General features: G+C 44.8%; 17 protein-coding genes. 6 read left to right on the forward strand and 11 right to left on the reverse strand.

The window, feature by feature from the left end; genetic code table 11:
- Positions 1 to 90 precede the first annotated feature (90 nt).
- From gap to F0145_RS08950, 3 genes are all read left to right on the forward strand, one after another.
- On the forward strand, positions 91 to 1,083 hold the full coding sequence (gene gap / locus F0145_RS08940; RefSeq protein WP_150088046.1) for a type I glyceraldehyde-3-phosphate dehydrogenase: 993 nt from the start codon (positions 91 to 93) through the stop codon (positions 1,081 to 1,083).
- A gap of 88 nt (positions 1,084 to 1,171) precedes the next feature.
- Positions 1,172 to 2,068, forward strand: coding sequence for a diacylglycerol/lipid kinase family protein (locus F0145_RS08945; RefSeq protein WP_150088048.1), 897 nt, complete (start codon positions 1,172 to 1,174; stop codon positions 2,066 to 2,068).
- A gap of 277 nt (positions 2,069 to 2,345) precedes the next feature.
- Positions 2,346 to 2,693 carry a translation initiation factor gene (locus F0145_RS08950; protein ID WP_150088050.1) on the forward strand — a complete coding sequence of 116 codons (348 nt, stop codon included), beginning with the start codon at positions 2,346 to 2,348 and terminating at the stop codon, positions 2,691 to 2,693.
- Positions 2,694 to 2,706: 13 nt separating this feature from the next.
- On the opposite strand, the gene F0145_RS08955 is transcribed toward F0145_RS08950, so the two are convergent.
- The gene (locus F0145_RS08955; RefSeq protein ID WP_150088052.1) at positions 2,707 to 3,150 is read right to left on the reverse strand and encodes a DoxX family protein; all 444 of its coding nucleotides are present in this window, start codon (positions 3,148 to 3,150) and stop codon (positions 2,707 to 2,709) included.
- A 305-nt stretch (positions 3,151 to 3,455) separates the two neighbouring features.
- Here F0145_RS08955 and surE point away from each other — a divergent pair, with 305 nt between their 5' ends.
- Entirely contained in the window at positions 3,456 to 4,232 is a 777-nt protein-coding gene (surE, locus tag F0145_RS08960; RefSeq protein ID WP_150088054.1) for a 5'/3'-nucleotidase SurE, read from the forward strand.
- A gap of 303 nt (positions 4,233 to 4,535) precedes the next feature.
- On the opposite strand, the gene F0145_RS08965 is transcribed toward surE, so the two are convergent.
- Together F0145_RS08965 and F0145_RS08970 are read right to left on the reverse strand one after the other, a co-directional pair.
- The gene (locus F0145_RS08965; RefSeq protein ID WP_150088056.1) at positions 4,536 to 6,140 is read right to left on the reverse strand and encodes a M56 family metallopeptidase; all 1,605 of its coding nucleotides are present in this window, start codon (positions 6,138 to 6,140) and stop codon (positions 4,536 to 4,538) included.
- Complete coding sequence (locus tag F0145_RS08970) at positions 6,133 to 6,510, reverse strand: BlaI/MecI/CopY family transcriptional regulator (RefSeq protein WP_150088058.1); 378 nt, start codon at positions 6,508 to 6,510, stop codon at positions 6,133 to 6,135. The genes F0145_RS08965 and F0145_RS08970 overlap by 8 nt, the downstream gene beginning before the upstream one ends.
- A gap of 168 nt (positions 6,511 to 6,678) precedes the next feature.
- Here F0145_RS08970 and F0145_RS08975 point away from each other — a divergent pair, with 168 nt between their 5' ends.
- Complete coding sequence (locus tag F0145_RS08975) at positions 6,679 to 8,064, forward strand: M20/M25/M40 family metallo-hydrolase (protein WP_150088060.1); 1,386 nt, start codon at positions 6,679 to 6,681, stop codon at positions 8,062 to 8,064.
- Positions 8,065 to 8,216: 152 nt separating this feature from the next.
- On the opposite strand, the gene F0145_RS08980 is transcribed toward F0145_RS08975, so the two are convergent.
- The 5 genes from F0145_RS08980 to F0145_RS09000 form a co-directional block, all read right to left on the reverse strand.
- Positions 8,217 to 8,954, reverse strand: coding sequence for an MBL fold metallo-hydrolase (locus F0145_RS08980; RefSeq protein WP_190277508.1), 738 nt, complete (start codon positions 8,952 to 8,954; stop codon positions 8,217 to 8,219).
- Positions 8,955 to 9,052: 98 nt separating this feature from the next.
- On the reverse strand, positions 9,053 to 14,146 hold the full coding sequence (locus tag F0145_RS08985; RefSeq protein WP_150088064.1) for a S8 family serine peptidase: 5,094 nt from the start codon (positions 14,144 to 14,146) through the stop codon (positions 9,053 to 9,055).
- Between the two features lie 457 nt (positions 14,147 to 14,603).
- Positions 14,604 to 15,707, reverse strand: a complete 1,104-nt coding sequence (locus F0145_RS08990; protein ID WP_150088065.1) for a chorismate mutase — start codon at positions 15,705 to 15,707, stop codon at positions 14,604 to 14,606.
- 89 nt (positions 15,708 to 15,796) lie between these two features.
- Positions 15,797 to 16,969: a pyridoxal phosphate-dependent aminotransferase gene (locus F0145_RS08995; RefSeq protein WP_150088067.1), complete on the reverse strand. Its 1,173-nt coding sequence runs from the start codon at positions 16,967 to 16,969 to the stop codon at positions 15,797 to 15,799.
- Position 16,970: 1 nt separating this feature from the next.
- The gene (locus F0145_RS09000; RefSeq protein ID WP_150088069.1) at positions 16,971 to 17,804 is read right to left on the reverse strand and encodes a prephenate dehydratase; all 834 of its coding nucleotides are present in this window, start codon (positions 17,802 to 17,804) and stop codon (positions 16,971 to 16,973) included.
- 477 nt (positions 17,805 to 18,281) lie between these two features.
- Here F0145_RS09000 and F0145_RS09005 point away from each other — a divergent pair, with 477 nt between their 5' ends.
- Complete coding sequence (locus F0145_RS09005; RefSeq protein ID WP_150088071.1) at positions 18,282 to 18,812, forward strand: hypothetical protein; 531 nt, start codon at positions 18,282 to 18,284, stop codon at positions 18,810 to 18,812.
- Between the two features lie 454 nt (positions 18,813 to 19,266).
- Here F0145_RS09005 and F0145_RS09010 read toward each other — a convergent pair whose 3' ends face one another.
- The 3 genes from F0145_RS09010 to F0145_RS09020 all read right to left on the reverse strand — a co-directional run bounded on the left by F0145_RS09010 (position 19,267) and on the right by F0145_RS09020 (position 24,135).
- A complete protein-coding gene (locus F0145_RS09010) occupies positions 19,267 to 20,496 on the reverse strand; it encodes an S-adenosylmethionine:tRNA ribosyltransferase-isomerase (RefSeq protein ID WP_150088073.1) in 1,230 nt (409 codons plus the stop codon).
- Positions 20,497 to 20,595: 99 nt separating this feature from the next.
- Positions 20,596 to 21,957, reverse strand: a complete 1,362-nt coding sequence (locus tag F0145_RS09015) for a M23 family metallopeptidase (protein WP_190277509.1) — start codon at positions 21,955 to 21,957, stop codon at positions 20,596 to 20,598.
- 342 nt (positions 21,958 to 22,299) lie between these two features.
- Positions 22,300 to 24,135 (reverse strand): RagB/SusD family nutrient uptake outer membrane protein, encoded by a 1,836-nt coding sequence (locus F0145_RS09020; RefSeq protein WP_150088077.1) that lies wholly within the window; start codon positions 24,133 to 24,135, stop codon positions 22,300 to 22,302.
- Between the last annotated feature and the right edge of the window lies 1 nt (position 24,136).

Genomic DNA, 24,136 nt, shown 5'->3' on the forward strand with positions numbered 1-24,136 from the left:
TGGTTATTAGAAAGAAAAAATTTAATTTGATTTAAGTTTTTAGATTAATAACTTCGCCCCGTTTAATAAACTACTCAAATATTGGTAAAAATGGCAAAAATTAAAGTTGCAATTAATGGCTTTGGCCGCATCGGCAGACTTACCTTCCGGGAACTGCTTCGTAAAGATAATATCGAGATAGTTGGTATCAACGATTTAACAGATAATAATACCCTGGCGCACTTGTTAAAGTACGACTCGGTGCACGGTAAATTTAACGGTACAGTGTCTGCCGACGAAAGCAGCATTACGGTTAATGGCCAGCGTATTGAAATTTTCGCTGAAAGAGAGCCTAAGAATTTGCCTTGGGGTAAATTAGGTGTAGATGTGGTATTGGAATCTACCGGTCGTTTCGTAGATGAAAAAGGTGCCGGCGGCCACCTGGAAGCAGGCGCGCGTAAAGTTGTTATTTCGGCTCCGGCTAAAGGTAATATTCCTACCGTAGTATTAGGTGTTAACGAAAACGTGTTAACCGGCGAAGAAACCATTGTTTCTAACGCTTCTTGTACTACCAACTGCTTGGCCCCAATGGCTAAAGTACTGGACGATGCTTTTGGTATTGAAAAAGGTTTTATTACTACCGTTCACGCGTATACTTCTGACCAGAACTTACACGATGGTCCGCACAGCGATTTAAGAAGAGCCCGTGCTGCGGCCTTAAACATTGTGCCAACCTCTACTGGTGCTGCTAAAGCTGTAGGTTTGGTATTGCCACACTTAAACGGTAAACTGGATGGTATTGCCATGCGCGTACCGGTTCCAACCGGTTCTTTAACCGACTTAACCGCTATTTTAAAGAAACCAGCAACCAAAGAAGAAATTAATGCTGCGGTAAAAGCGGCTGCCGAGAGTGAACTGAAAGGTATTCTGGAATATACCGCCGACCCAATTGTTTCGGTTGATATTGTTGGTAATACCCACTCTTGTATCTTCGATTCTAAATTAACTTCGGTGAGCGATACCTTGGTTAAAGTAGTAGGCTGGTACGACAACGAGTCTGGTTACTCTGCCCGGGCTGCTGATTTAATCGCCAGAATCGGTTAATTTTAGTATTACAAAAAAGAATAAAACAGCCCATCTTGTATGGGCTGTTTTGTTTTAATTTACTTTTTATTCATTTGCAGGTTTATTTGTGCGTACCCAGATAAAATTTATCATCAACCCGGTTTCGGGCCGTACCAAAGGCGGCGTAGATGTGCCTGGCCTTTTAAATCAATTGCTGGATAAAGAGCGGTTTGAGCCCGAAATAGTTTTTACGCAGTACGCGGGGCATGCCACCGAAATAGCCCGGGAAGCCGCCGCCGAAAAAATACCAATTGTTTGCGCGGTGGGCGGCGATGGTACCGTAAACGAAGTTGCCCGGGGATTAATGGGTACCCAAACGGCTTTGGCTATTTTGCCAAAAGGTTCGGGCAATGGCTTGGCCCGCCACCTGGGTATCCCCATGAATGTAAGCCATGCCATTAATATTTTAAACCAGGGGCAGCCCAGCGCCATCGATACCTGCACCATTAATAATCATCCGTTTTTCTGCACCGCCGGTATTGGTTTCGATGCCCACGTAAGTTCGGTTTTTGCGGCCTCTACGCGGCGCGGATTGCAAACCTACGTGCAAATGGTGCTGCGCGAATTTTTTAACTTTAAACCCCAGGTGGCAGAACTGGCGCTGAACGGACAAAAACTTAAAACTTCTTGCTTTGTAGTGGCTTTTGCCAATGCCTCGCAATACGGCAACAACGCCTATATTGCCCCTATGGCCGATATTCGGGATGGTTTAGTGGATGTTTGCCTGATAAGGCACCTGAACCTGGCAAAAGCAATAGGCATTAGTTACGGCTTAATTACAAAGCAAATTGCTACCTCGCCGGATGCCGAATATTTTAAAACGCAGGAAATATTGGTAAAAAGCGAGCACGCTTTTAAATTTCATGCCGATGGTGAATACATGGGCGAAGCAACTTCGTTTAAAGTGCAAATAATGCCCTTAACGTTGCACGTAATAGTGCCGCGGGAGGAAGGGTTGAATTGATGAATTGTTGGGTTATTGAATTGTTTGATTGTTTGATTGTTGAGTGTTTGGGAATTGGGAAGTGAATTATACCATTATCAAATTGAAAATGCACCTTAGTTTCTTTTCAATATTTTCTAAAGCATGCCCACTCAACCCAGTCATTCTGAAAGAATCTTATTAGCAGGTAACCGATAAGATTCCTCCGGAATGACAGCGTTGGGAAGCACGGCCTTTGCTTTGTTTATAAGCGCAACAATCATTTTATTTTGGTATTACGATAGAATTTGAATTGAATATGGCAGATAAAAATAAAAAGGGCCGGGAAGGGGTGGTATATTCTACTAATCCGGATTTTGAATACCAGTACCAAGGGGAGGAGCAAACCCATACGCTGCCACCACAGCAACAAAACCTGAAAGTAATGCTGGACAAAAAAGCGCGGGGCGGCAAACAGGTAACGTTGGTTACCGGTTTTGTGGGCCAGGAAGATGATTTAAAAGAACTGGGTAAGCTACTAAAAAATAAATGCGGGGTAGGCGGAGCCATTAAGGATGGCGAAATAATTATTCAAGGCGATTTCCGGGATAAAATATTACAAATATTGGTACAGGCCGGTTACAAAGCCAAAAAAGCCGGCGGGTAAGCAGCCTTAAAATCTAAGCATTTAACCCCAGCCGTTCCGTGGGCTTTTGCAACCGGGCATCCAGACTGTACTTTCCGGGTCCGATAAACAGCCAGCAGAAAAATAGAATAGCCATTTCCAGCGCATGGGAATATTCCGAAAAAGATTGCCCCTGACTTAGGTGCGAAGAGGTAGCCACTATCATTTGAATAACCAATATTACACAGGTAGGCCGAAACAGAAACCCCAACGCCAGCAGCAGCCCACCGGCAAATTCAGCCAACGAGCCGATGAAACCCCACAAAGTAGGCGCAAAATTTATTCCCCAAAAGCTCATTGCGCCGCCTAAAGACTCCCAAAGTTCTGGGCCGGCTTGTAATTTGGGCCAGCCGTGGCATATAAATGAAATTCCAATACCCAGGCGCAACAATAACACGCCCAAATAAAAATGCGGATAACTAGTTGAAGTTATGTTCATGCGCTTAAAATATTAATATTGTTTTTACCGGTAAAGCATCAGGCAAATATTTTAAGTTTAATTTAGCCCTTGCCGAAGCGGCAGTTTGCTAATAGCCAGCACGAAAGGAATATTTTGCTTATTAATATCGCAAATATTCCGGTTTTGCCGAGAGCCAGGTACCTATGGGTAATATTTATTACCTGGTGGTTTATAATATTTCTCCTAAACCCCACCTCCTCTAATTAAGTTAAAAGCAATAACAAACCTGGTTTGTTAATCAGGTAAGTTCGGCCTAATTTGGCACCTTTAATCAAGTTCTGAAAATGTCTAAACCACTAATATTAGTATCGAACGACGACGGCATTACCGCACCCGGTATCCGGACGCTCGTAAATGTAATGAAGAAAATTGGCGATGTGGTAGTAGTAGCGCCGGATAGCCCGCAATCGGGTATGGGGCACGCCATAACGGTTGGCAACACCCTGCGGCTAGATAAATCACTAGCTTTCGACGATGTGGAAGCCTGGGAATGTTCGGGTACGCCCGCCGATTGCGTGAAATTAGCCAAGCACCACGTGTTAAAAGAACGGCAACCCGATTTGGTGGTTAGTGGCATTAACCATGGCTCTAACTCCAGCGTGAGCGTGCTTTATTCCGGTACCATGTCGGCAGCCATAGAAGCGGCTATTGAGGGTTTACCGGCTATTGGTTTTTCGCTTTGCGAGTTTGGCCACGATGCCGATTTTTCGCACACCGAAGAATTTGTAGAACTGATAGCCCGCCAAGCGCTGAAGAATGGCATTCCCGAAGGTGTTGCCCTAAACGTGAATTTCCCGAAAAAATCGAACAAGAAAATTGCTGGCGTAAAAGTGTGCCGCCAGGCCCAGGCGCGCTGGGAAGAAGAATTTGACGAACGTTTAGATCCGAATGGCCGCCGTTATTTCTGGCTCACCGGTAATTTTATAAACCCCGATAAAGGCGAAGATACCGACGAATGGGCGCTGGCGCATAACTATGTTTCTATTGTGCCTTGCCAGTACGACATGACCGCCCACTTTGCTATGGCGCGATTAAATAATGAGTGGGAGTTAGGTAAGTAATACCATTTTCAATCTGATAAGGGTATAATATTACCCTAATAAAACAATACTTACGCTTAGGTGTATACTACTGGGTCATCCTGAGCTTGCCGAAGGAATTAATACCATTATGAAAAAGTAGATTCAGCTTTCTCGGCAAGCTACCTATGACCGCAATATTTTTAAGCGCAATACCCAAATAGTAACGGTATAAGTTCAGAAGCTCTACGTAATAATTTTAAACGCCAGCCAGAACAATTAACATAATCTGTTCTGCTGGCGTTTTATATTTTAAGGCAGGCAATATTTATAAGCAGCGCTACTTTATTGTGCCCCTGCGCTACCAAAGCCAAACTCTTTTGCTTTAGCTAATTCATTACCCACAACTTTTCCCAGATTCAAATTTTCCTTAAAATATCGCTCCATTGCTGCCTGGCCACCAGGAAAAGTGGGCTCGGTTATTTCTCCTACTACTATGGCCTCTTGATTCAAAAAGTTTTTTGGCGTACCGGTAACGGGGTTTAAACCCAGGTGAATAATATCGGAAACGAATGTTGGGATTCCCTCAGCATTTAGAGAGCCATTCTTGGCTAACTTGTTAGGCGTAATAACAGAATGCTTAGCCTTTCTATCAATTAATAATTGTAGCTCGTATTTAGAATTCAATGCTTTCCCATCCTGATAGGCCGGAATCCAGCGGGGCATCAGGCGAATTACCCGGTTAATTTCCTGGTTAATTAAATCTTCGTTTTCGGCAAATGTATTTTCCGGATTACCTTCCTTATCTATTTTTATAGAAACTACAGTTCCTCTGACAGCATCTTTCCCGAAAGCTTCCGGCTTAAACTTTAGGTGCTGTAATAAAAAACGGTACAACTGCTCTTTCCCGTTCGGGAAGGAAGGCTCGGAAATTTCATCGTCAGATGTTCCCGCATTAGCTGCAGATTGCGTAAAAATGTTTCTTTTATCTGCCGGGTTGGGAAAAGCTGAGCTTTCGTTTATTTCACTCACAGGCATTAAATCCGGGATGGAAACCGGCCGGTTAGCGGCTAAGGCTCCGGCAATTATGCATATCACCGGAATGGCCAATAATGGCCGGATTAAGGAGAAAGGGCTATTAAATTTTTTCATCATGGTTAGTCGTTTTAATAACAAGGATTGATGGAGATGAAAGAAATTACCAAAAGAAGAACTGGTTCTATGGAAAACCTGATTTACCAGCAAGGTTGCGTAGGTATCAATAGCTTCTTCTTTCAGCACGGCGGCGTCGGCTAAATATTCGTGGGTACTTTCTAAGGCTTTTTTATAGAAATAGAGAAGGGGGTTAAACCAGAAAATAATGGTTAATATTTTTAAATAAAGAATATCGAAAGTATGCTTTTGCGCTAAATGGGCCTGCTCGTGTTGTAAGATTAGTCTTTTTTCGGTGGGGGTGTGCGGCTGGCTGTTGTCGAATAAAATATAGTGCAGGAAAGAAAAGGTAGCCATTTCGCCGTGCGTGGGAATTATTTTAATGCGTTGCCAGTAGTACCCTTCGGCGGCGTGGCTGTAAATAAACGTGTAAAGCTTTAGAAACTGGCAACAGAAAAAAATAATGGCTGCCAATACCCCAATCGCATAAATGCCATAAAGCCAGGGGCCTAAATTTAAGGTTTTTGCTTCGGTTGGGGTTATCGTCATGATGGGGGCCTGGTATACAGTTCCTGCGGGTTGCACCTGTACCAGCATGGCATTTGCCGGCAAAGTGGGTTCGGTCGGCCAGGCGGGCAACTCCAGGAAAGGAATAACCAGGGAGAATGCCAAGGCCGCCAGTAAATAAAACCGGTTAAACGTAAAACAGGTCTGGCGACTTAAAAGCAAAACGTATACCGCATAAAATAACAGGAGCGCCAGGCTCGACTCGGCCAAATATTGCAGCAGGTTATTCATCAGCGGGCTGGTCCAAATCCTTTTTTACGTGTTTCATCAGCTCATCCAGTTCCTGCAGGTTCATGTTTTCTTCTTTGGCAAAAAAGCTAACTAATTGCTGGTAGGAGCCCCCAAAATAGCTGCTCACAAAATTTTTCAGGAATTGCCTGGTGTATTTTTCTTTCTCGATGAGCGGGAAATATTCGTGGGTTTTACCGTAAGCCTGATAGCCTACAAAGCCTTTTTTCTCCAGAATCCGCACAATCGTAGAAACAGTGTTATAAGCCGGTTTCGGTTCGGGCAATTTTTCCAGAATATCTTTCACAAACCCTTTTTGTAATTCCCAAAGAACTTGCATTACTTGTTCTTCGGCTTTGGTTAATTCTTTCATTTGTAGTGGATTAATTAATTTATTAAATATATAACTAATTACTTAGTTGTTAAACTAAAAGTTTAGTTATTATTGTTTAAAACGAAATATTTTCACTTTAGATAAAGCCGAAGCTTTTTGCTTAGAATATTTGCGGAGAAAACTTATTTTTGGTGAAATCCTTCTAGCATGTTCTATAAATTCCACAAGCTAATACTAGCCGCTGCTTTCAGCTTTTCCTTATTTTCTAGTCAGGCGCAAGGCCAGCAACCCGATTCTGCTGTTATCCGGAATATTTACCGGGAGGCTTTAACCCAGGGTAAAAGCTACGAGAACCTACGCTACCTGTGTACCCAAATTGGTCCGCGACTGAGTGGCTCCGAAGGGGCGGCTAAAGCCGTTACCTACACGCAAAAATTAATGGAAAGCTATGGCTTCGATCGGGTATACTTACAAGATGTAATGGTGCCGCATTGGGTGCGCGGCGAAAAAGAAAAAGCATTTTTTAAATCAAGCGTCGGCAAACAAGAGGTGCCAATCTGTGCGTTGGGCGGCTCGGTGGGTACGGGTAAAAAAGGTATTAAGGCCCAGGTAGTAGAGGTGCAATCTTTTGAAGAACTGCAGCAACTGGGTCGCGAAAAAGTGCAGGGCAAAGTTGTGTTTTTTAACCGGCCCATGAATCCGGCTTATATCGAAGCTTTCCTGGCTTACCGCGATGCAGTGAATCAGCGGAGTTCCGGTGCCATTGAGGCCGCTAAACTGGGTGCCGTGGGCGCTATTGTGCGTTCCATGAACCTGGCCTTAGATGATTTTCCGCATACCGGTTCTACGCGCTACGAAGAAGGCGTAACCAAAATACCGGCTGCCGCTATTAGTACCAACGGGGCCGAATTATTAAGCCGTCAGCTAAAAGCCGGCCCGAACCTGGAATTTAATTTTAAGATGAACCCCCAAACCTTACCCGATGCGCCTTCGCATAATGTAATTGGCGAAATAAAAGGAAGCGAACATCCGGAAGAAATAATTGTGGTAGGCGGCCACCTGGATTCCTGGGATTTGGCGCAAGGTGCCCACGACGATGGTACCGGTTGTATGCAGGCCATTGAAGTTTTACGTTTGCTGAAAGTTTTAAATATTAAACCCAAAAGAACTATTCGGGCGGTAATGTACATGAACGAAGAAAACGGCTTACGCGGTGGCCGCAAATACGCCGAAGTAGCTTTGGCCAACAAAGAAAACCATATTGCGGCCCTGGAATCGGATGCCGGTGGTTTTACGCCGCGGGGTTTTAGCATCGACGCTTCGCCTAACAAAGTGGCCGATATTGCCAAATGGAAAGAATTGCTGGTACCTTACGGATTAAACAATATTGCTGCTGGCGGTGGCGGCGCAGATATTGGCCCGCTAAAAAATGATAAAATTGCCCTGATTGGTTTCCGGCCCGATTCACAACGTTATTTTGAAGTGCACCATGCCGCCTCTGATACTTTCGACCGCGTAAACCAACGCGAACTGGAATTAGGTGGCGCTTCTATGGCTGCTTTAATTTATCTAATTGATAAATACGGCTTATAATATTCAGTTTAGTTAAATATTCAGGAACCTGTTGTATGGGGGTAAGGCAAAAGGTAAATTAATATTAATGCTATTCAGCTATTACCGGGGTGGACTTATGGTGCTGCTTTGTTTTGCTTTTGTGTTCCGATTTTAGAAATAGTCAATCAGGCTTACACCAGTTCGGGTTTATACTTTTGCAGCACGGTCGTTAATTTTTCTGAAATATTACCAACTACTTCGCCGCCATGATAACAAATAAGTTTATCAATCTGATAGTTTAAAAGTTTATTAACTGAGGCAACAGCCTGTTCTAAATTTAAGGTAAATTGCGGGTTGGCGATGGCCAATTCGCCCTGCTCCAGAACTACGGCATCATTGGCTATTAATATTTTATTATGCGGTAAGTAAATAGATATATGACCTAGGGTATGGCCCGGCGTATTAATAATTTTTATGTTTTCCGAAAAAGAAGTATCAAAGCTAAAGGTGCTGTCAACCGGAACTCGCTTAATACCATTTAAACTTTTCTGGAACGCTACTGCCCAGCTTTTATACGCTTCCGGCAGGGTAGTAAAAGCGTTTTCTGCTTGTATTAATCTTAATGATTTTTGTTCTCCGGCTACATAAGGTGCTTCAATTTGAGATGCGAAAACTTTAATATGGGGATAGGTAGTTTTTATTTCGCATAATCCGCCCAAGTGATCAATATCATCGTGCGAAATAATAATGCCGGTGAAATCTTTAAGACTGAGGTTGTATTTTTCTAAACAGTTTGAAATTAATTCCAGCGAGCCTGCATAACCACAATCAACTAAAAATATTGCTTCCTTGTCTTGGATAACCGAAGGGTTTAATACAATTTCCTGATTAAGGAAAGTGGTTCTGATTTCTAAAGTAAATACTTGCATAAGGCTATAAATTACATTAAACCGGCAAAAAAAAAGCAAATCCGGCATTATTAAAAATTACCGGGTTTGCTTTTTTACAATACTTACTTTGTTGGCTTTTACTCCACCACTATTTTTAAAGTTTGCAGGGTATTGTTGTAGCGGGCTAATACCACGTAAACCCCTGGTTTTGTGCCGGCCGGTAAATTAACCGTTACGTTGTTGTTGCCTTTAGAAAGCTGCTTTTGCGCGTTGTAAACAGATTGACCAGCAATATTTTTTATGTCCAGGTGCGTTTGTGCTGTTTCGGCGGCTTGCACCGTTAAAGCAAACGTGCCATTAGACGGGTTTGGATAAGCAGCCAGGGTAGAAGTTACCGGGTCGTTAAAGGTAACGGCTTTCGGGCCGTAGTACGTAAATTTACCATCCTGATCCAGTTGTTTTAACCGGTAATAACGGGTGCCAACTTTATTATTTTCAGTATCGGTAAACTGGTATTGCTGGCTGGTATTGGTGTTAATGCCGGTGGCCGCTACAAAACCCAGGGTGCGGTAATTTTTAGTGTCGGTAGAAACTTCTACTTCCATACCGGCCGCATTCTTTTCCATAGCTGTTTCCCAGGTTACTACCACATCATTTTTTTGTTTTGTAGCTTTAAAAGCTGATAATGATACTGGTAAAACCATGCTCGGGTCGCGGTCGGCCAGGGTCCAGGTAGAGAATGCGCTAATATTGTTCAGGGTAACTTTATTAGCATCGGCGTTTAAGTCTACTAACGATTTTGATTGTACGGTCCAGGTCAGGCCATCATCGGTAGAGCGGTAGAGCGCCAGGTGTTCTTTTACCAATCCGTTCAGTTCGCCGGGCAAGTAAGAGAATTCCATGGTAGCATTTAAATCGGTGTTTTTACCGGCGGTTACGTGTATCTCAAATTGCCGTTTTACCGACCAGATAGAATTACCAGGATTGCCGGTTACGCGGGTTACTTCAATGGTGGGTGACGGGCTGGCGTTAGTGGTAAGGGCTAGTCCCATATCTCCAAAAGTGTGCTTCGCATTCGTTTTGCTGAAAGTGCGCGTCGCTATTACTTTACCCACTACATAATTGCTGCTGGTTTCGGAAAGCGTAGCGGCCTGGTCCAGGATAATTTTGTAAGCGCCGGTGTTTACCACGCCCTCGGTAACTGTTAAGCTGCCGGTAACCGTAATATCCGAAGTCAGGGTTTTGGTGCTGGCGCCGCCCATCCGTAAATTTAAAAAGCTGTTGCCTTTAATTTTCTGAGCGCCTTTGCCGGTTAGTTCCAGGGTGCCGCTGGTTTGGTTAAAAGTACCATTATTGGTAAAGTTTTCGTTTACTTTTACCGTGCCGCCGTTTATGGTTAAGCTACCCGCAATAACAATGCTTTTGCAGGTGGCTGTTCCCGCGCTTACCGCCGGCGAATATTTTACATTGGTCGGTACGTTCACATCCATATCCGCATCGGGTATGCCATTCGACCAGTTTGCTGTATTGTTCCAGTTGGTATCGGTTGTGCCGGTCCAGGTGGTTAAGCAATTGGTAACCGCCAGCACAGTTGATTTGGTTGTACAACCACTCGCATTTTTAACTTCTACGCTGTAGTTGCCGGGCTGCGTTACGGTAATGCTCTGGGTGGTTTCGCCGGTAGACCACAAATATTCAAATCCGGGGCTGGCCACTAACATCAGGCTGCTGCCCGCGCAAAGCTTGGTAGCGCCATTGGCGGTAATAGTAGCCGCAGGCACAGGATTTACGGTAACGGTTATGGCTTCCGATGCAATCTCCGCACACGTGGCATTGCCAAATATTACCCGGTATACGGTGGTACTGCTCAGGTTTGTGTAGGTATAGCTGTTCTGGGTATACGCCAGACTGGTCCAAGTTAAACCATCGGCCGATTGTTCCCAGCGCAAAATATTACCGCCGCCGTTAAAGGTTATGGTACCGGAATTATTATTGGCGCACACATTGGTTTCGGTGGCCGTAATAGTGCCGTTTAAGATAGCCTTGGCGCGGGCACTTGGAGCGCCGACAGCTTTAATTTTCCAGTTGTAAAAATACAAGCTGTTGGTAGTAGATTTTGTAATAGTTAAAATATTAGGAATAGCGTACGGAAATGCCAGGGTACCGGCGGCTTCGTTGCGGTTGGCCGTAGCGCCACCCGTAAAAGCATTGAGTAAAAGCCGGTATTTATTGCCCGCAGCCGGAATATTTAAGTTTACAGAATATTGGTTTACGCCCGGAATCAGGTTTATTTCGGAAGAGCCAATTAACGTATTTACCGTATTGTACAGGTTTAAGGTGGCGGTACCGGCAGTTTTGGCATTAATGGTTAGCCTATCAAGCACAAAAGGTACAGTAGCATTAAAATAAACAGTATCCTGAGTGGAGTTGGCGAATGTGCCGGCAGTAGCGTTGTTTAAGGCAGCAGTAGTGCCGGTAAATTCGTTCAGGGCCGCATAATAAGTCTTATCTTGAGGCTTAAAGCCGGTAGTGGTATTGTTGCCGGCAGCAATCAGGTTACCGCCTACTAAGGCATCATACCAGTATAAAATACCGTTGCCCGACCCGGTTAAGGTTACGTTGGCATTGGCATCGCAACTGGCAGCCGCAATAACCGGCATCTGCGCTACTGTTTGGGCCGTAATAATTGTCTGGTATTCGTTGTTAGGTACTACCGGGTCGGTGGCCAGCGCGGTAGTGGCGGTAATGGTGTAGGCAGCGCCTGCTACTACCGGAAAGCTGCCCGGTAACGTAAAGGTTTTTTCCTTGCCACTGGCAATGGTGCCGGTGTAAGTACCAGTTAGAATAGCTATTTGCTGGGTGCCCTGGGTAATTTTAACCGAAACCGGAATATTCGTTTGAGCAGCTAACCCGAAATTTTTAATGCTAACAGTTACGCTTTGGTCCGGATTAGCATACAAATTGCTGGCCGTTGGAATATTTAATGCTGATATACCAATATCGTTTAAAGGCGTAGTGAAATTTAAAGCGTAATCTTCGGTTTCGCCTTTGTCATAGGTTCCGCAACTGCTTACGGTTTCGGCAATATCGGTTTCTACCAGTACCAACCGCAAACGGGCGCTGTTGCCGCTTTGTACTGTGGTAGGAACAGTAACCGAAGTGGTATAAGTGGTAGAAGTAGTTAATACGCCGGAGGTGGCTACTAATTCGTTGTTATCGGTAAAGTCTCCGTCTTCGTTCCAATCGGCAAATACTTTTAAAATGGTGTTGGCGGCCGCATCGCAGGTGCCAATTTTTACCGATAAAGGCATTACCTGGCCTACTTCGGCATTAGCTGTTAAAGAAGTATAATCAGCATAAGTGCCACAAGTAGTAGTACTGTTGTTAATAGTGCCAAGGGTTACATTTTCGATGCGGGCACCGGTAGCCGAAACTGGTTTAGAAACGCAGTACGGCAGGCCTTGTAAGCCACTCATAATTAAAGAATAATTCTGAATGCTGTTTTTTAAGGCGCCTTTATGCGAAACAGTAACGGTATAGGTTTCGCCGGGAGTAGCATTCGTGATTAAAACCTGTTCAACGTTGTCGCGAATATTATCGCCAGTGGTAGCGGCGGCCGAAGGGTTGCTGGGGTCTAAAATCCAGGGCTGCGCAACGCCGCGGCTATTGCTTACCCGTACATCCAAATCGTTTACCAAACGGGGTGTCCGGTTGTTTAGGGTAGAAGGAATCATGGGTAAAACAGTACCGGCGGGGTCGGTCCAGGAAATAGTAACGCGCAGCGGCTCTGTACCCGCGGCTACTACTGATTGGGTGTAGGTTTGCCCCTGAATTAAAGTACGTTCGGTTAAAGAATATTTTTGCTGGATATTAGAAATAACTTTGGCAGCGCCTTCGGTATTCATAACGCCCCAACCGTAAATATAATCCGGACCTGGAGTGCTGCCAGCTTCGTTGGCCGTATGAATAGCTAAACCTTTCAGGGTTGCAGCCAGCATAAAACGGCCGTTATTCCGATTAGCAAAATGTTCTTGTAATAAAAATAAAGAACCAGTTATATTGGGCGCGGCCATAGAAGTGCCCGATGCATAGTTATAATTATTATCGGAGGCTGCCATGGAAGAGGTAACAGCTATACCATTGCCTACTAAGTCAGGTTTAATCCGGCCATCATCGGTTGGGCCCCAGCTACTGGCAACGTACGCAACCGCATCCGAAGGTTGTTTATAGCCATTAGGAATGCCCTGGATAGCGCCAACTGTTAATATATTTTTGGCTACGCTATGGTCCGGAATTACATCGTAACCGTTGTAAAAACGCATATCGGCAGTACGGCCGGGCATTAATTCGTAATTACCAATGGCTGGGTTGTAGCGGTAGTAAGGTTGCCCTACGGCTGGTTCGGCCATGTTCCGGCTATTACCGGCGGCTTTCACCATTAAGTAATAAGGGGCGTTAAAAGCAATATTATCCCAAAGCTGCGAGGTGCTGCTGTAGTAGCCAAAGTTTACGTCGTCTTTTTCGTTTACGGTTATGTCGCCGTACCAATACCAGTTTGTACCAATTAACCGCCAGCCGGCTACGTTGCCGTAAGAGTGGTTAGAAACTAATAAACCGCTGGCTGCAGCCGCAATTTCGGAGTTATCGTTATTAAAGTTCCAGGCTTGTAAATCCAGGGCGCCGTGAGCCATCCCTTTAATATTAGCGCTTACACCCTTGGCAATCATGGTGCCGGCTACGTGCGTAGCGTGGTCGTTCAAAGCGGTGGCCCCGTCGCGCTGCACAATGCGGCCAGCTAATTCCTGGTGGGTTTTCCGGACAGCGCCGCCATCCCAGATACCTAATTTGCCGGCTAAAAGCGGGTTAGCGCCGCTTAAGTTAAGCCCGGAGGTGCCGCCTTGCCAAACTTTATTGGTATTGGTTGTAATGGCAGACGTTAAGTTAAATAAGGTTTCGTAATAAATGGGCCGACCGTTTTCGGCTACATCTTGTAACGAAATATAAGAACCGTTAGGCAGCGTGTGGTTTATTACCCACTTGTGTTTTTGAGCGAGCTTCAGAATTTTATCTTGTTTCAGCTTATAACTCTGATTCTGGTCAGTAGCAATCTTCTGTAGCTTATTTAAATCTGTTTTGGCCGGAACTAAGGGGCGAAGTTGCTGCGCCTGACTTAATCCTGATAAAAATACTAATTGACTTAAAATGAAAACCCGGCGTAAAATTCTTATCATATAATACCTACCAAAATTTTTTTTGCAAAAAGGCTTTCTTAAGAAACTTATATTTGAAATAAGAGTATAATAAACCTTTGTGCTGTTTGTAATTCGGTATCAAAGATAGGAAAAATCCATAAAATGGAAATGTTTGCGTATTCTATGGAATATGGCTGATTAAATAATCAAATTTATTATATGTAATTGATTTATAATATATTAGCTAATAAATTGCTTTTTTAATTATTGTACTTAAATTATTTAACAGTTGTACTTAACAAATTGCTAAAATTAAAATTCTTTAAAATTTTATATTTAATTGCATTTAATACAAATAAAAGTTATCCACATTTTATTGGATTGCGCAAAAAAAAATGCCATCCTGATAGATTGGCTCCTGCTTTTAACAGCAGAACTCCAATTTTTCAGAATGGCACTCAGTAAAACTGCTCCAGAAAGCAGCTATAAAATAGGATTAAGCGTCGGCTTTACCGTTTACAATTTCAGTCTGGATATTGATAGAATAGTGGTGTACGGTCTGGAAAATGGAACGTACAAACTTTTCGTCTAAACCTTCTTTGTTGGCTTTTTCCAGGATATCTTCCAGAATTTGGTCCCAACGTTTTACCTGCAGAATAGCCATGTTGTGCTCTTTCTTGTATTCGCCAATTTTACGCGATAACCGGGCCCGACGTGCAAACACTTCCATTAACTCTTTATCTAACTGGTCGATGTTGCGGCGCATTTCTTCCAGTTGATAATGATCGTCTTCGGTTTCGGGATCTACCTTGCTGAAACGCAGGCTGGCTAATAATTTTTTCAAATCGGCTGGCGTAACTTGCTGTGAAGCATCGCTCAGCGCTACGGCTGGGTTTACGTGGGTTTCGATCATTAAACCTTCCATGGCTAAGTCCATGGCGCGCTGGGCAATTGGTTGCAATAATTCGCGGTTACCGGCAATGTGGCTGGGGTCGCAAATTAAAGGCAATTCGGGTACCAAACGTTTGAATTCAATAGCACTGTTCCATTTCGGCATGTTCCGGTAAGGGGCATTATCGAAAGTAGAGAAACCTCTGTGAATACCACCTAATTGTTTTAAACCCGCCTGGTTTAAACGCTCAATAGCTCCTAACCACAATTGTAAATCCGGGTTTACTGGGTTTTTCACCAATACCGGAATATCTACGCCGCGCAGGGCATCGGCAATTTCCTGAACGGTGAAAGGGTTTACCGTGGTACGGGCGCCAATCCACAAAATATCAATGCCAGCTTTTAAAGCTTCGAAAACCTGAGCGGTGTTGGCAACTTCGCAGGCTACTTTTAAGCCAGTTTCCTGTTTTACCCGCTTTAACCATTTCAGGCCGGGTACACCAATACCTTCGAAGCTATTCGGACGCGTGCGGGGTTTCCAGATACCAGCCCGGTAAACGGTTACACCTGGTACTTCTTTAATCAGGCGAGCCGTTTCCATTACTTGCTCTTCGGATTCCGCGCTGCAAGGGCCGGCAATAATTAGGGGTGACCTGTCCTCATTAATCAAGGCTGAAGTAGGCAGCAGGTCGATGGTTGGTTTACTCATGGCAATAAATATGGTTAAAAGTTATAGGTTACAAATTTAAGGTATAATATTTTTAATATTTCTATTCTGTTAAAGCTAATTAGCTGATATCAAGCATTTATTAGTAATTTCTTGATGTTGTTAATTGCTTTTTGAATATTTTCTTCCGTGGCACAAACCGAAACCCGGACGTAGCGTTCGCCGTTGCTGCCGAATATTTTACCCGGCGTCAGGAAAACGTGGGCTTCGTATAATATCTGGTTCAGGTAAGCTTCCACATCTTCTACCGCATCGGGTACGCGGCCCCACACAAACATACCGGTCGCTTCTTTCGAATATTTGCAGTTCAGTACATCCAGCAACTCGTAAATCAGTTCGCGGCGCTGGCGGTATACATTATTGCGCTCTTCGTGCCAGCTTTCGGGGTTGGCCAAAGCCTGAATGGCCGCATGCTGAATAGGTAAGAACATACCAGAATCCAGGTTGCTTTTAATCGCAATAATGGCATCTATATATTCCTGCTTTCCGGCAACCATACCCACGCGCCAACCCGCCATGTTAAAAGATTTACTTAAAGAGTTCAGTTCCAGGCAACAATCCAGGGCTCCCTTAGCGTGTAAAATGCTAATCGGCGCTTTTTCGTTCAAAACCAGGCTGTAAGGATTGTCGTGCACGATCAAGATCTGCCGTTCCTGCGCAAACTGAATTATTTTTTCAAAGTCCGTTTCCGAAGCCAAAGCACCCGTGGGCATGTTCGGGTAGTTCAGCCACATCAGCTTAACTTTAGAGGTATCTAGTTTCCGGAGCGCATCCAGATCCGGTAACCAATTATTTTCTTCGGTCAAATCAAAGAAAACCGGCTCGGCGTTAACCAGTTTGGTAACGGCGGCATAGGCCGGGTAACCCGGATTGGGCACCAACACCTGGTCGCCGGGGTTCAGGAAGGCCATGGCAATATGAAAAATCCCTTCTTTGGAGCCCAGCAACGGCAATATTTCGGTTTCGGGGTTAAGCGAAACACTGTAAACCTGCTGGTACCACTTAGCCATGGCTGTGCGCAAAGCCGGAATAGAGCGGTAAGCCTGGTAGCCGTGATTTTTCTTGTTCTGTGCCGATTCGGTCAGGGCTGCTACAGTTTCGTCGGAAGCGGGCATATCCGGGTCGCCGATGCCCAGGTTAATAATATCGTGGCCCTGCGCCATCAGGTTCCGTACTTCCGCCAACTTGCGGGCGAAATAATATTCCTGTACGTGCTCTAAGCGGTTTGCCTTCGGAATAATCATTTTATTTAACTCCTCTTTTATAGATGCCTAATATTTTTATTTCTACCGTCATGGGTTCTACTTTGGCAATGGCGGCTTTAAAATCTTCGTAATTGTCCCACTCCAAATCCAGCAGAATGGTAAACTCGCTGGGCTTGCTCATAATGGGAATAGACTGAATCAGCGACAGGTTAATATTTAAATCGCGGAACACATCTAATATTTTAGCCAACTCACCGGACCGGTGGTGCAACCGGAAATTAACCGAAGCTTTATTAGCCGTGCTCAAATCTTTAGCCGCCTGGCGCGAAATAATTAAAAACCGGGTGTAATTATCTTTGTAATTCTGAATGCATTCTTCCAGAATATCCAGTCCGTAGCGGGCGGCCGCGGCCCGGCTGGCTACAGCGGCAACGCCGGTTAAATTATTTTCCCGGATTTCGCGGGCGCTTTCGGCGGTGTCGGCGGCTTCCAGGGCCTGCAGGTGCGGATGCTCTTCCAGGAAATTGCTGCACTGCAGCAAAGCCATGGGGTGGGAGCGCACCACCCGGATATCTTTCACCGATTGCCCCGGCAAAGCCAGTAAATTTTGTTCTATCGGTAAATAAGCTTCGCCAATAATTGAAACCGGATAATCGTGCAGCAGCGAATAATTACCCAAAATGCTGCCGGCCAGCGAATTCTCGATGGCCAGCACGCCAAAATCCGACTCGCCGTTTTTAACGCTGGCAAAAACTCTTTGAAAAGTCATGCACGGCAAAGACTGAATTTCGGTAGGCGCAAAATATTGCTGCGCCACTACATCGTGGAAAGAAGCGGGTCCGCCCTGAATAGCGATTACTGGTTTTGGATTCATAGTTAAAAAAAAAGCCCCGAATTTCGGGGCTTTAGGTTTTATATCTTGTTTTTGAACGCAATACTTTTCCTTAACACCCCGATGAGGTACTAAAAAAGAAGTAGTAATAAAAAGCAGCGTTCTGTCTGGTTTTCATAATTTGTGTTTGTGAGGGCAATTATAAGGAAGAATATTTTTAAAATCTAGTTATTGGGTATAAAAATTTTAATCTTTTTTGGTAAACAGTAAAATTATACCCAGTTTCGGATTTTTACTTCTTTAAATAATCTTATTATTTAATTAGTTTTTAGCTTTGTTGTAGGGGTTAGTTGAAGTAAATTTTATATTTTTGGAGCAGGTTTAATTTTCTTAATTCTGAAAACATATTTCTTGAACCAAGGCTTTTTAAGGGGGAGTGCTGCGAGGTGTAAGCAAAAGCTGTTTTACCAATTCCTTTTCCTGAAACAATATTATTGGGGTTTGTTGGTATGTTGTTTTTTGCTGGTAATACTACCAGGTTGTAATCCGGGAAAATCGGTAGCGGCAGCGGGCAATACGCTTAGTTTTTATAAACAGCTCCGGTTGCTCTGCGGGAAAAGAATTAACGGCGAGGTGTTGTACCCGGCAGGGGCCGAAGCGCCTTTCCGGGGAATGGACATTTGGCTGGAAGTAACCCAGTGCAGCGACCGGGAAATCAGAATGCCGATTTACATTGATAATAAAATTTACCGCACCTTAATATTAGGCCAGGACCAAACCGGCTACACCCTGCGCCACGAAAATAAACGACCAAATGGCGCGCAGGCCGATTTCTCGTTGTACGGCGGCCATACCACCGAACCGGATACGGGTTACTTGCTGGTGTTTCCGGCCGATGGCTATACCAAACAATTAATGGGCTCCGAAATGAGTTATGTGTGGTCGCTGGCTTTTAACAACGATAGAACCACGTTCAGTTACATTGCCGAAACCGACGGTAAACTAAGTCTCCAATTCGATTTTAATATAACCAGCCAAACAGCGCAATAATTTTAATCTGATGATTTGGTTTTAAAAATATTGGACTAACGGTGCTAATTGGCTTAATAGTTTAGCTGCTTATCTTTTGAAAGATTCCATCTTTCAATGGTGGGGTGCTAACTGTTTTCAGCAGCCTAAGTAGCCTCCTGGCCGGCGGGCCCCGTTTGGCCACTCGGGCTGCTCATCTTTCCTTTGCTCGTACCTCGCAATGCTGCGCACCGGAAACCTGAAAGGCCCTCGCTGTCCAAACTGCTGTCAGTTGCCTGTAGTTACTGCCATTCTAGGTTCAATTATCAATTAATAAGCCTCCGCAACAAAGTTATGCCATAATATTCCGGTTCGGCCGAACTCCTTCCCTAATTTAGAGAAGGTGCCCGGAGGGCGGAAGGGTTAATCTGCTCCAGAAGAAAACTGTACCAGCGAAGGCAAAAGAACAGAAAAGCGCTAAAGAATATTAAACAGCTTAAGGCAGCAGGAGCGAAGAATCGCCGTAACTTAAAAACCGGTAGTTATTGGCTAGGGCGTGTTCATAAACCCGCCGCCAATCTTCCCCAATTAACGCCGATACCAATAATAATAAAGTACTTTCGGGCTGGTGAAAATTAGTAACCAGGCCCCTAACCAGTTTAAAAGCATAACCCGGCGCAATAATTATTTGGGTGGTAGCGCGCAGGTGTTCCAGTTGCTGTTTTTGCAAATAATTTAATAAAGCTGTCAAGGCTTCGGCCGGCGCCGGGGTAAGCGAAGTTTCGTAAGGCAGCCATTGGGGCACCTGCAAATATTCTGGCGATAATGCCGGCTGTTGCAGAAGCATTACCCCCAACCAATATAAACTTTCTAAAGTACGCAGCGAAGTGGTGCCCACCGGAATAATGGGTTGCGGCAAATGGTTTAGGAGCTGGTTAATGGCTGCCGCCGATACAAATATTTCTTCGCCGTGCATGTTGTGCTGGGCCATTTCCTCGGCTTTTACCGGCTTAAACGTGCCGGCTCCTACGTGCAGGGTTACCTGTAAGCTTTTAATATTGCGAGCCGTTAAAGCAGCAAAAATATCCTGGCTAAAATGCAAACCGGCAGTAGGAGCGGCAACTGCACCTTCTTGCTGGGCATAAACGGTTTGGTACGTTTGTTTATCTTGTTCGGTAGCCGTGCGGTTAAGGTAAGGCGGCAAGGGCAGATTGCCAGCCGTAGCCAGAATATCAGCAAAAGTGAGGCTCGTGGGCTCCCAGGTAAAATTAATTAAGTAGCTATCTGCTAATCTATCGTTCTTGGTAACTTTTAAATGGCCTATAGTTTGGTCGGGTAAAGTAATGGCAAGTTCCAGCGTTTCCTCTTTCCAACGTTTGGCATTTCCTACGAGGCATTTCCAGGTGCAGCCGGCGGTTTGCTGCATGGCCAGTTGCATATCGGTTGCCGGTGCTACCGGCTCCAGGCAAAATATTTCGATGGTAGCACCCGATGGCCGTTTAAAAAACAAGCGGGCTTGTACTACTTTGGTGTTATTAAAAACCAGTAGAGCATCAGAAGGTAATAATTCCGGCAGCGCCGTAAAAGACTTATCCTGAATATTGCCTCTCTGGTAAAAAAGCAGCTTAGAAGCAGCCCGATCCGCAAGTGGAAACTTTGCAATGCGCTCCTCGGGTAGTGGATATGCGAAATCTTTAATCTTTAATGCCTTTGGGTTAATGGCCATATGGGTTTGCCTTCAAAATAAACAGGGCAAAAATAATATATACCCACTGATTATATGGTATAACCAAGCGCAGATATATAAAGAGTAGCCCGAAATGGTTTAAGATTGCGTAGTCAGCAACCAGCCATAACTGCCATCGGTAAGTTTAACTAATTGGTAAGCAGCATAAATTGCCACTACGGCTAAGGTTGAATCTTTTTTTATTAAAGCAATGGGCGGTGCCTGCATATTGGGTAACTCAACCAATTCTACATCGGTTTTTAGCTTTTCGGTACGCAATGGTTTGGTTAGGCTTTCGAGGCTATTTTGGGGTAAGTAGCCAGATAGCCCGTTTGGTAGTTGCACCCGGAACCAGTTGCCTGCGCCACCTGTTATTTGCAGCGCTGTATTTTTAGGCAGTGTGGTTACCGCCGTGGCTTTGGCAGTTGGCGCTAACCGAACGGTAATATTATTTTTGGCTGTTCGCCCCCATTTGCCTAGTTGTTCTTCGGGTACACGTACTGGCGTGGGTTGTTGCCGGTTATCGTTAATAAACGGAAAAGGATCTACTGCCCCTTGCCCAAAAGCATAAACGCCAAAGTGCAGGTGCGGCACGGTACCTCTGGCATTGCCGGTATTGCCCACCAAACCCAATGTGTCGCCAATATTTACCTGCTGGCCGGCTTGTACCAGTTGCGAATCCAGGTGGGCGTAATACAAACTTTGCCGGTTATTTATATCTGATAGCCAAACCACTTTCCCCCCAATAGGTGTGTTGCTTACCCGGCTCACGATGCCCTTGGCGGCAGCTAGTACGGGCGTCCCGCGCGACGCAAAAATATCCACGCCTTCGTGCCGGCGCGCACCGGCATCGCGTTCGGCGCCCCAATAACTTTGGATTGCCTTACCGTTTTTACCTTTTACCGGGAAAGAAAGCGAAGGCCTAGTTATAATGGTAATGGTATAACTGCCGCTGTGCAGCAATTCCGGTTGTACCCGCACCAGATGCGGTAAATTTTCGTCTACCCGGTATTCCAGGCTCAAGGTGGTGGTATCGGCGGCGGCTACGTGCTTGGTTTCGTAAGGCGAAGTTTGGCTTAGCTCGAATAAATCAATGAATAATTTAATATCCTGCTGGGTGCGGGTAGTAACTTTTATATCTATTAACTCGCCGTGCTTGGCCAGAAAACTGTAACTCCCTGCCGTAGGTTTATCGGCCCGGAAGTAAGCCGTTTCCTGGAAAGGCAAGTTTACCCGCACCGAGTCGCGCAAAGCTTGCTGACCGGCCAGCAGCCAGGCTTGCCCTAAAGTTGTACGGTGCAATTTAGCTTCCCGCAAGCCGTGTGCGTAGGCTTCGTACGGGGTTCGTTTCTGAAAAATAGTTTTGACGGCCTCTTTGCCTCCGCAACTGGCTAAAAATAATGTTAAGAATAAAAAGTAAAAGGTTGGGCGAATTACCCGGTTTATATTTTTTAACAACATAAAAGCTTTCGGTATTTTTACATAACACATTTCTCCTGCAAATAGTTGGCCTAAATTATTCTTATACCCCAGGTAGAAAACGGATGCTGGCAGGTTTAAAACTAGCTTGCTGCATACTTATGGCCCTTAGGGTTAACAGATGTACTTGTTGAAAAGGCCAGAAAATAAGTGTAATCAGGTTATGCTGTTAAAAGCGGCTTTTTATTCTAGCCGTAGATAAGCAATATTTTTTCAGTGGGGTTCGAACATAAAAAAGCCTTAATACCGATAAGGTCTAATTTATCGGTATTAAGGCTTTAAAGTCGAAAAAACTAAATCAGAATATTACGCGCATATTCCTGCTTACTCAGTTATTTCGGTAAGTGGTGGTACATTTTTTTCGTAACCGGCGTAGCCTTTGTTCTGATTCAACTGGCCTTTGCTGTTAGAAACAATAGCGTTCCGGGGAATTGGCCACAGCACGTGGTATGGGCTCATGGTGTACCGGTCTCCGTGAATGGTTACTACATTTCTATTGTAAAAATCATTTTTCTCCATAATCCGGTCGTAGAAGAAATTATCATCGGAGAAATTGGACAGGTTATAGGTTTTGCCGTTGTAAGCTGGTTTTCCGGTCATGGCAAAAATATAGGCAATGCGGGTAAGTTCGGTTTTGCGTGGTTCTTCGTAATAAAGCTCACGGGCCCGTTCATCCAGAATTGTACCAATATTTATCTGATCGGGGTTAATAGGGGCAGCTTGCGCCCGGGTTCTAACGGCATTAATATCGGCGGCAGCACTGGCCAAATCGCCTTTCCAGAAATGCGCTTCGGCGCGTAATAAATAAGTTTCGGCTAACCGGAATACGTACCAGTCGGTATGACCACCTGTATATTGTACGCGTTCCGGATCGGCAACGTATAATTTATAATGCGGCCAGGAAAACCAGTTCCGGATGGTATCGGTTACAGTTGGCGTGCCATTGCTGCGGTACATTTCCAGGTTTTTGCCGTAATATGGGTCGTTTACCTTTTTTAAATCCGGATTGTTGTAAACCAAATCTTCCATATCCATCCAGTTCCCTTCGGCGTGCCGCAGATCCGTGTCATCGCCTTTCCAGATAGAATGAGTAGAATACCAGGTGCCGCGTAAACGGCCAATTCCCCGGCCATATTTATTAATCTGATTAATTTCGGCGGCGGCATTATCGCTGGTGCCTTTAATACCAGTAGGCGTTAAAACCCGGTTGCTATGCCAGTAAGGTACGGCATTACGCATGCTTTGAATACCGCCATCGAAGTTACCTTCCAGGGCAATCCGGTCTATTACCAGCATTAAAGCTTCTTTGTTTTCGGCTAAAGCTTTGTTTTCGGGCCGGTGCAAATCCCAGATTACGTTTTTAGTAGCATCACTTTTATTAATACCAAAGCGCTCAGTCATTAATCTATAAGGTCCGTTAATAACGTTGCTCGCCGATTTAATGGCATCATCGAATAAACCTAAAGCCAGGTTTATTTTGGTTAATAAATGACTAACCGCGCCTTTGGTAACTTCGCCTTTATCTACGTTATCGGGTACCCATTGCTCGGCAAACTCCAGGTCTTCTTTCATTTTTTTAAGAATTACCTCGCGCTTGGTGGAGTAAAAATCGAGTTTGGGCTCCTGAATTTCGGTTAATATTAAAGGTACATCGCCAAACTGCTGGGTTAACCGGTAATACCGGTAGGCACGGTGGAAGTAGGCCATGCCCAACACCGCATTTCTTTCGGCTTCTGAGGTATATTTTGCCTGGTCTATCCGGCTTACTACCACGTTGGCGTATTTTATACCTTTAAAACCTTCGTACCAGTACCAGCCAATTTTATTATAATCGATGTGGTTAAGCTGAGCATCCGGAGTAATGAGCAAATTCAAATCCTGGGCCGGGCCCGATTTATCGGTGGTACCTTCTACGGCCACTTCCGAAAATATATGCTCGGTTACAATAGGCGGGTTATCGCCGTACCACTCGTAGCGCATGTTGCGCAAGCCGGCTACCAAGGCCGCTTTCATACCGGCCGCATTGGTATAAGTATTTTCGGGAGCATAAAAAGAAAGTGGCTTGGGCTCCAGAAAATCTTCTTTACAACTGCTTATGCCAAAAGCGGCTAAGCCCGTAAGGAGCAAAAAGGAAATTGATTTTATATATATTCTTCTCATT

Source organism: Adhaeribacter rhizoryzae, assembly GCF_008629685.1.
Taxonomy (GTDB): Bacteria; Bacteroidota; Bacteroidia; order Cytophagales; family Hymenobacteraceae; genus Adhaeribacter; species Adhaeribacter rhizoryzae.

Excerpts from the sequence above, each read along its gene's own strand:
- F0145_RS08965 (WP_150088056.1), bottom strand. The coding sequence starts at position 6,140 with ATGAATAACCTGCTGCAATATTTGGCCGAGTCGAGCCTGGCGCTCCTG.
- F0145_RS08985 (WP_150088064.1), bottom strand. The coding sequence starts at position 14,146 with ATGATAAGAATTTTACGCCGGGTTTTCATTTTAAGTCAATTAGTATTT.
- F0145_RS08995 (WP_150088067.1), bottom strand. The coding sequence starts at position 16,969 with ATGATTATTCCGAAGGCAAACCGCTTAGAGCACGTACAGGAATATTAT.
- F0145_RS08980 (WP_190277508.1), bottom strand. The coding sequence starts at position 8,954 with ATGCAAGTATTTACTTTAGAAATCAGAACCACTTTCCTTAATCAGGAA.
- surE (WP_150088054.1), top strand. The coding sequence starts at position 3,456 with ATGTCTAAACCACTAATATTAGTATCGAACGACGACGGCATTACCGCA.
- F0145_RS09000 (WP_150088069.1), bottom strand. The coding sequence starts at position 17,804 with ATGAATCCAAAACCAGTAATCGCTATTCAGGGCGGACCCGCTTCTTTC.
- F0145_RS08950 (WP_150088050.1), top strand. The coding sequence starts at position 2,346 with ATGGCAGATAAAAATAAAAAGGGCCGGGAAGGGGTGGTATATTCTACT.
- F0145_RS09015 (WP_190277509.1), bottom strand. The coding sequence starts at position 21,957 with ATGTTGTTAAAAAATATAAACCGGGTAATTCGCCCAACCTTTTACTTT.
- F0145_RS08975 (WP_150088060.1), top strand. The coding sequence starts at position 6,679 with ATGTTCTATAAATTCCACAAGCTAATACTAGCCGCTGCTTTCAGCTTT.
- gap (WP_150088046.1), top strand. The coding sequence starts at position 91 with ATGGCAAAAATTAAAGTTGCAATTAATGGCTTTGGCCGCATCGGCAGA.
- F0145_RS08990 (WP_150088065.1), bottom strand. The coding sequence starts at position 15,707 with ATGAGTAAACCAACCATCGACCTGCTGCCTACTTCAGCCTTGATTAAT.
- F0145_RS09020 (WP_150088077.1), bottom strand. The coding sequence starts at position 24,135 with ATGAGAAGAATATATATAAAATCAATTTCCTTTTTGCTCCTTACGGGC.
- F0145_RS09010 (WP_150088073.1), bottom strand. The coding sequence starts at position 20,496 with ATGGCCATTAACCCAAAGGCATTAAAGATTAAAGATTTCGCATATCCA.
- F0145_RS08955 (WP_150088052.1), bottom strand. The coding sequence starts at position 3,150 with ATGAACATAACTTCAACTAGTTATCCGCATTTTTATTTGGGCGTGTTA.
- F0145_RS08970 (WP_150088058.1), bottom strand. The coding sequence starts at position 6,510 with ATGAAAGAATTAACCAAAGCCGAAGAACAAGTAATGCAAGTTCTTTGG.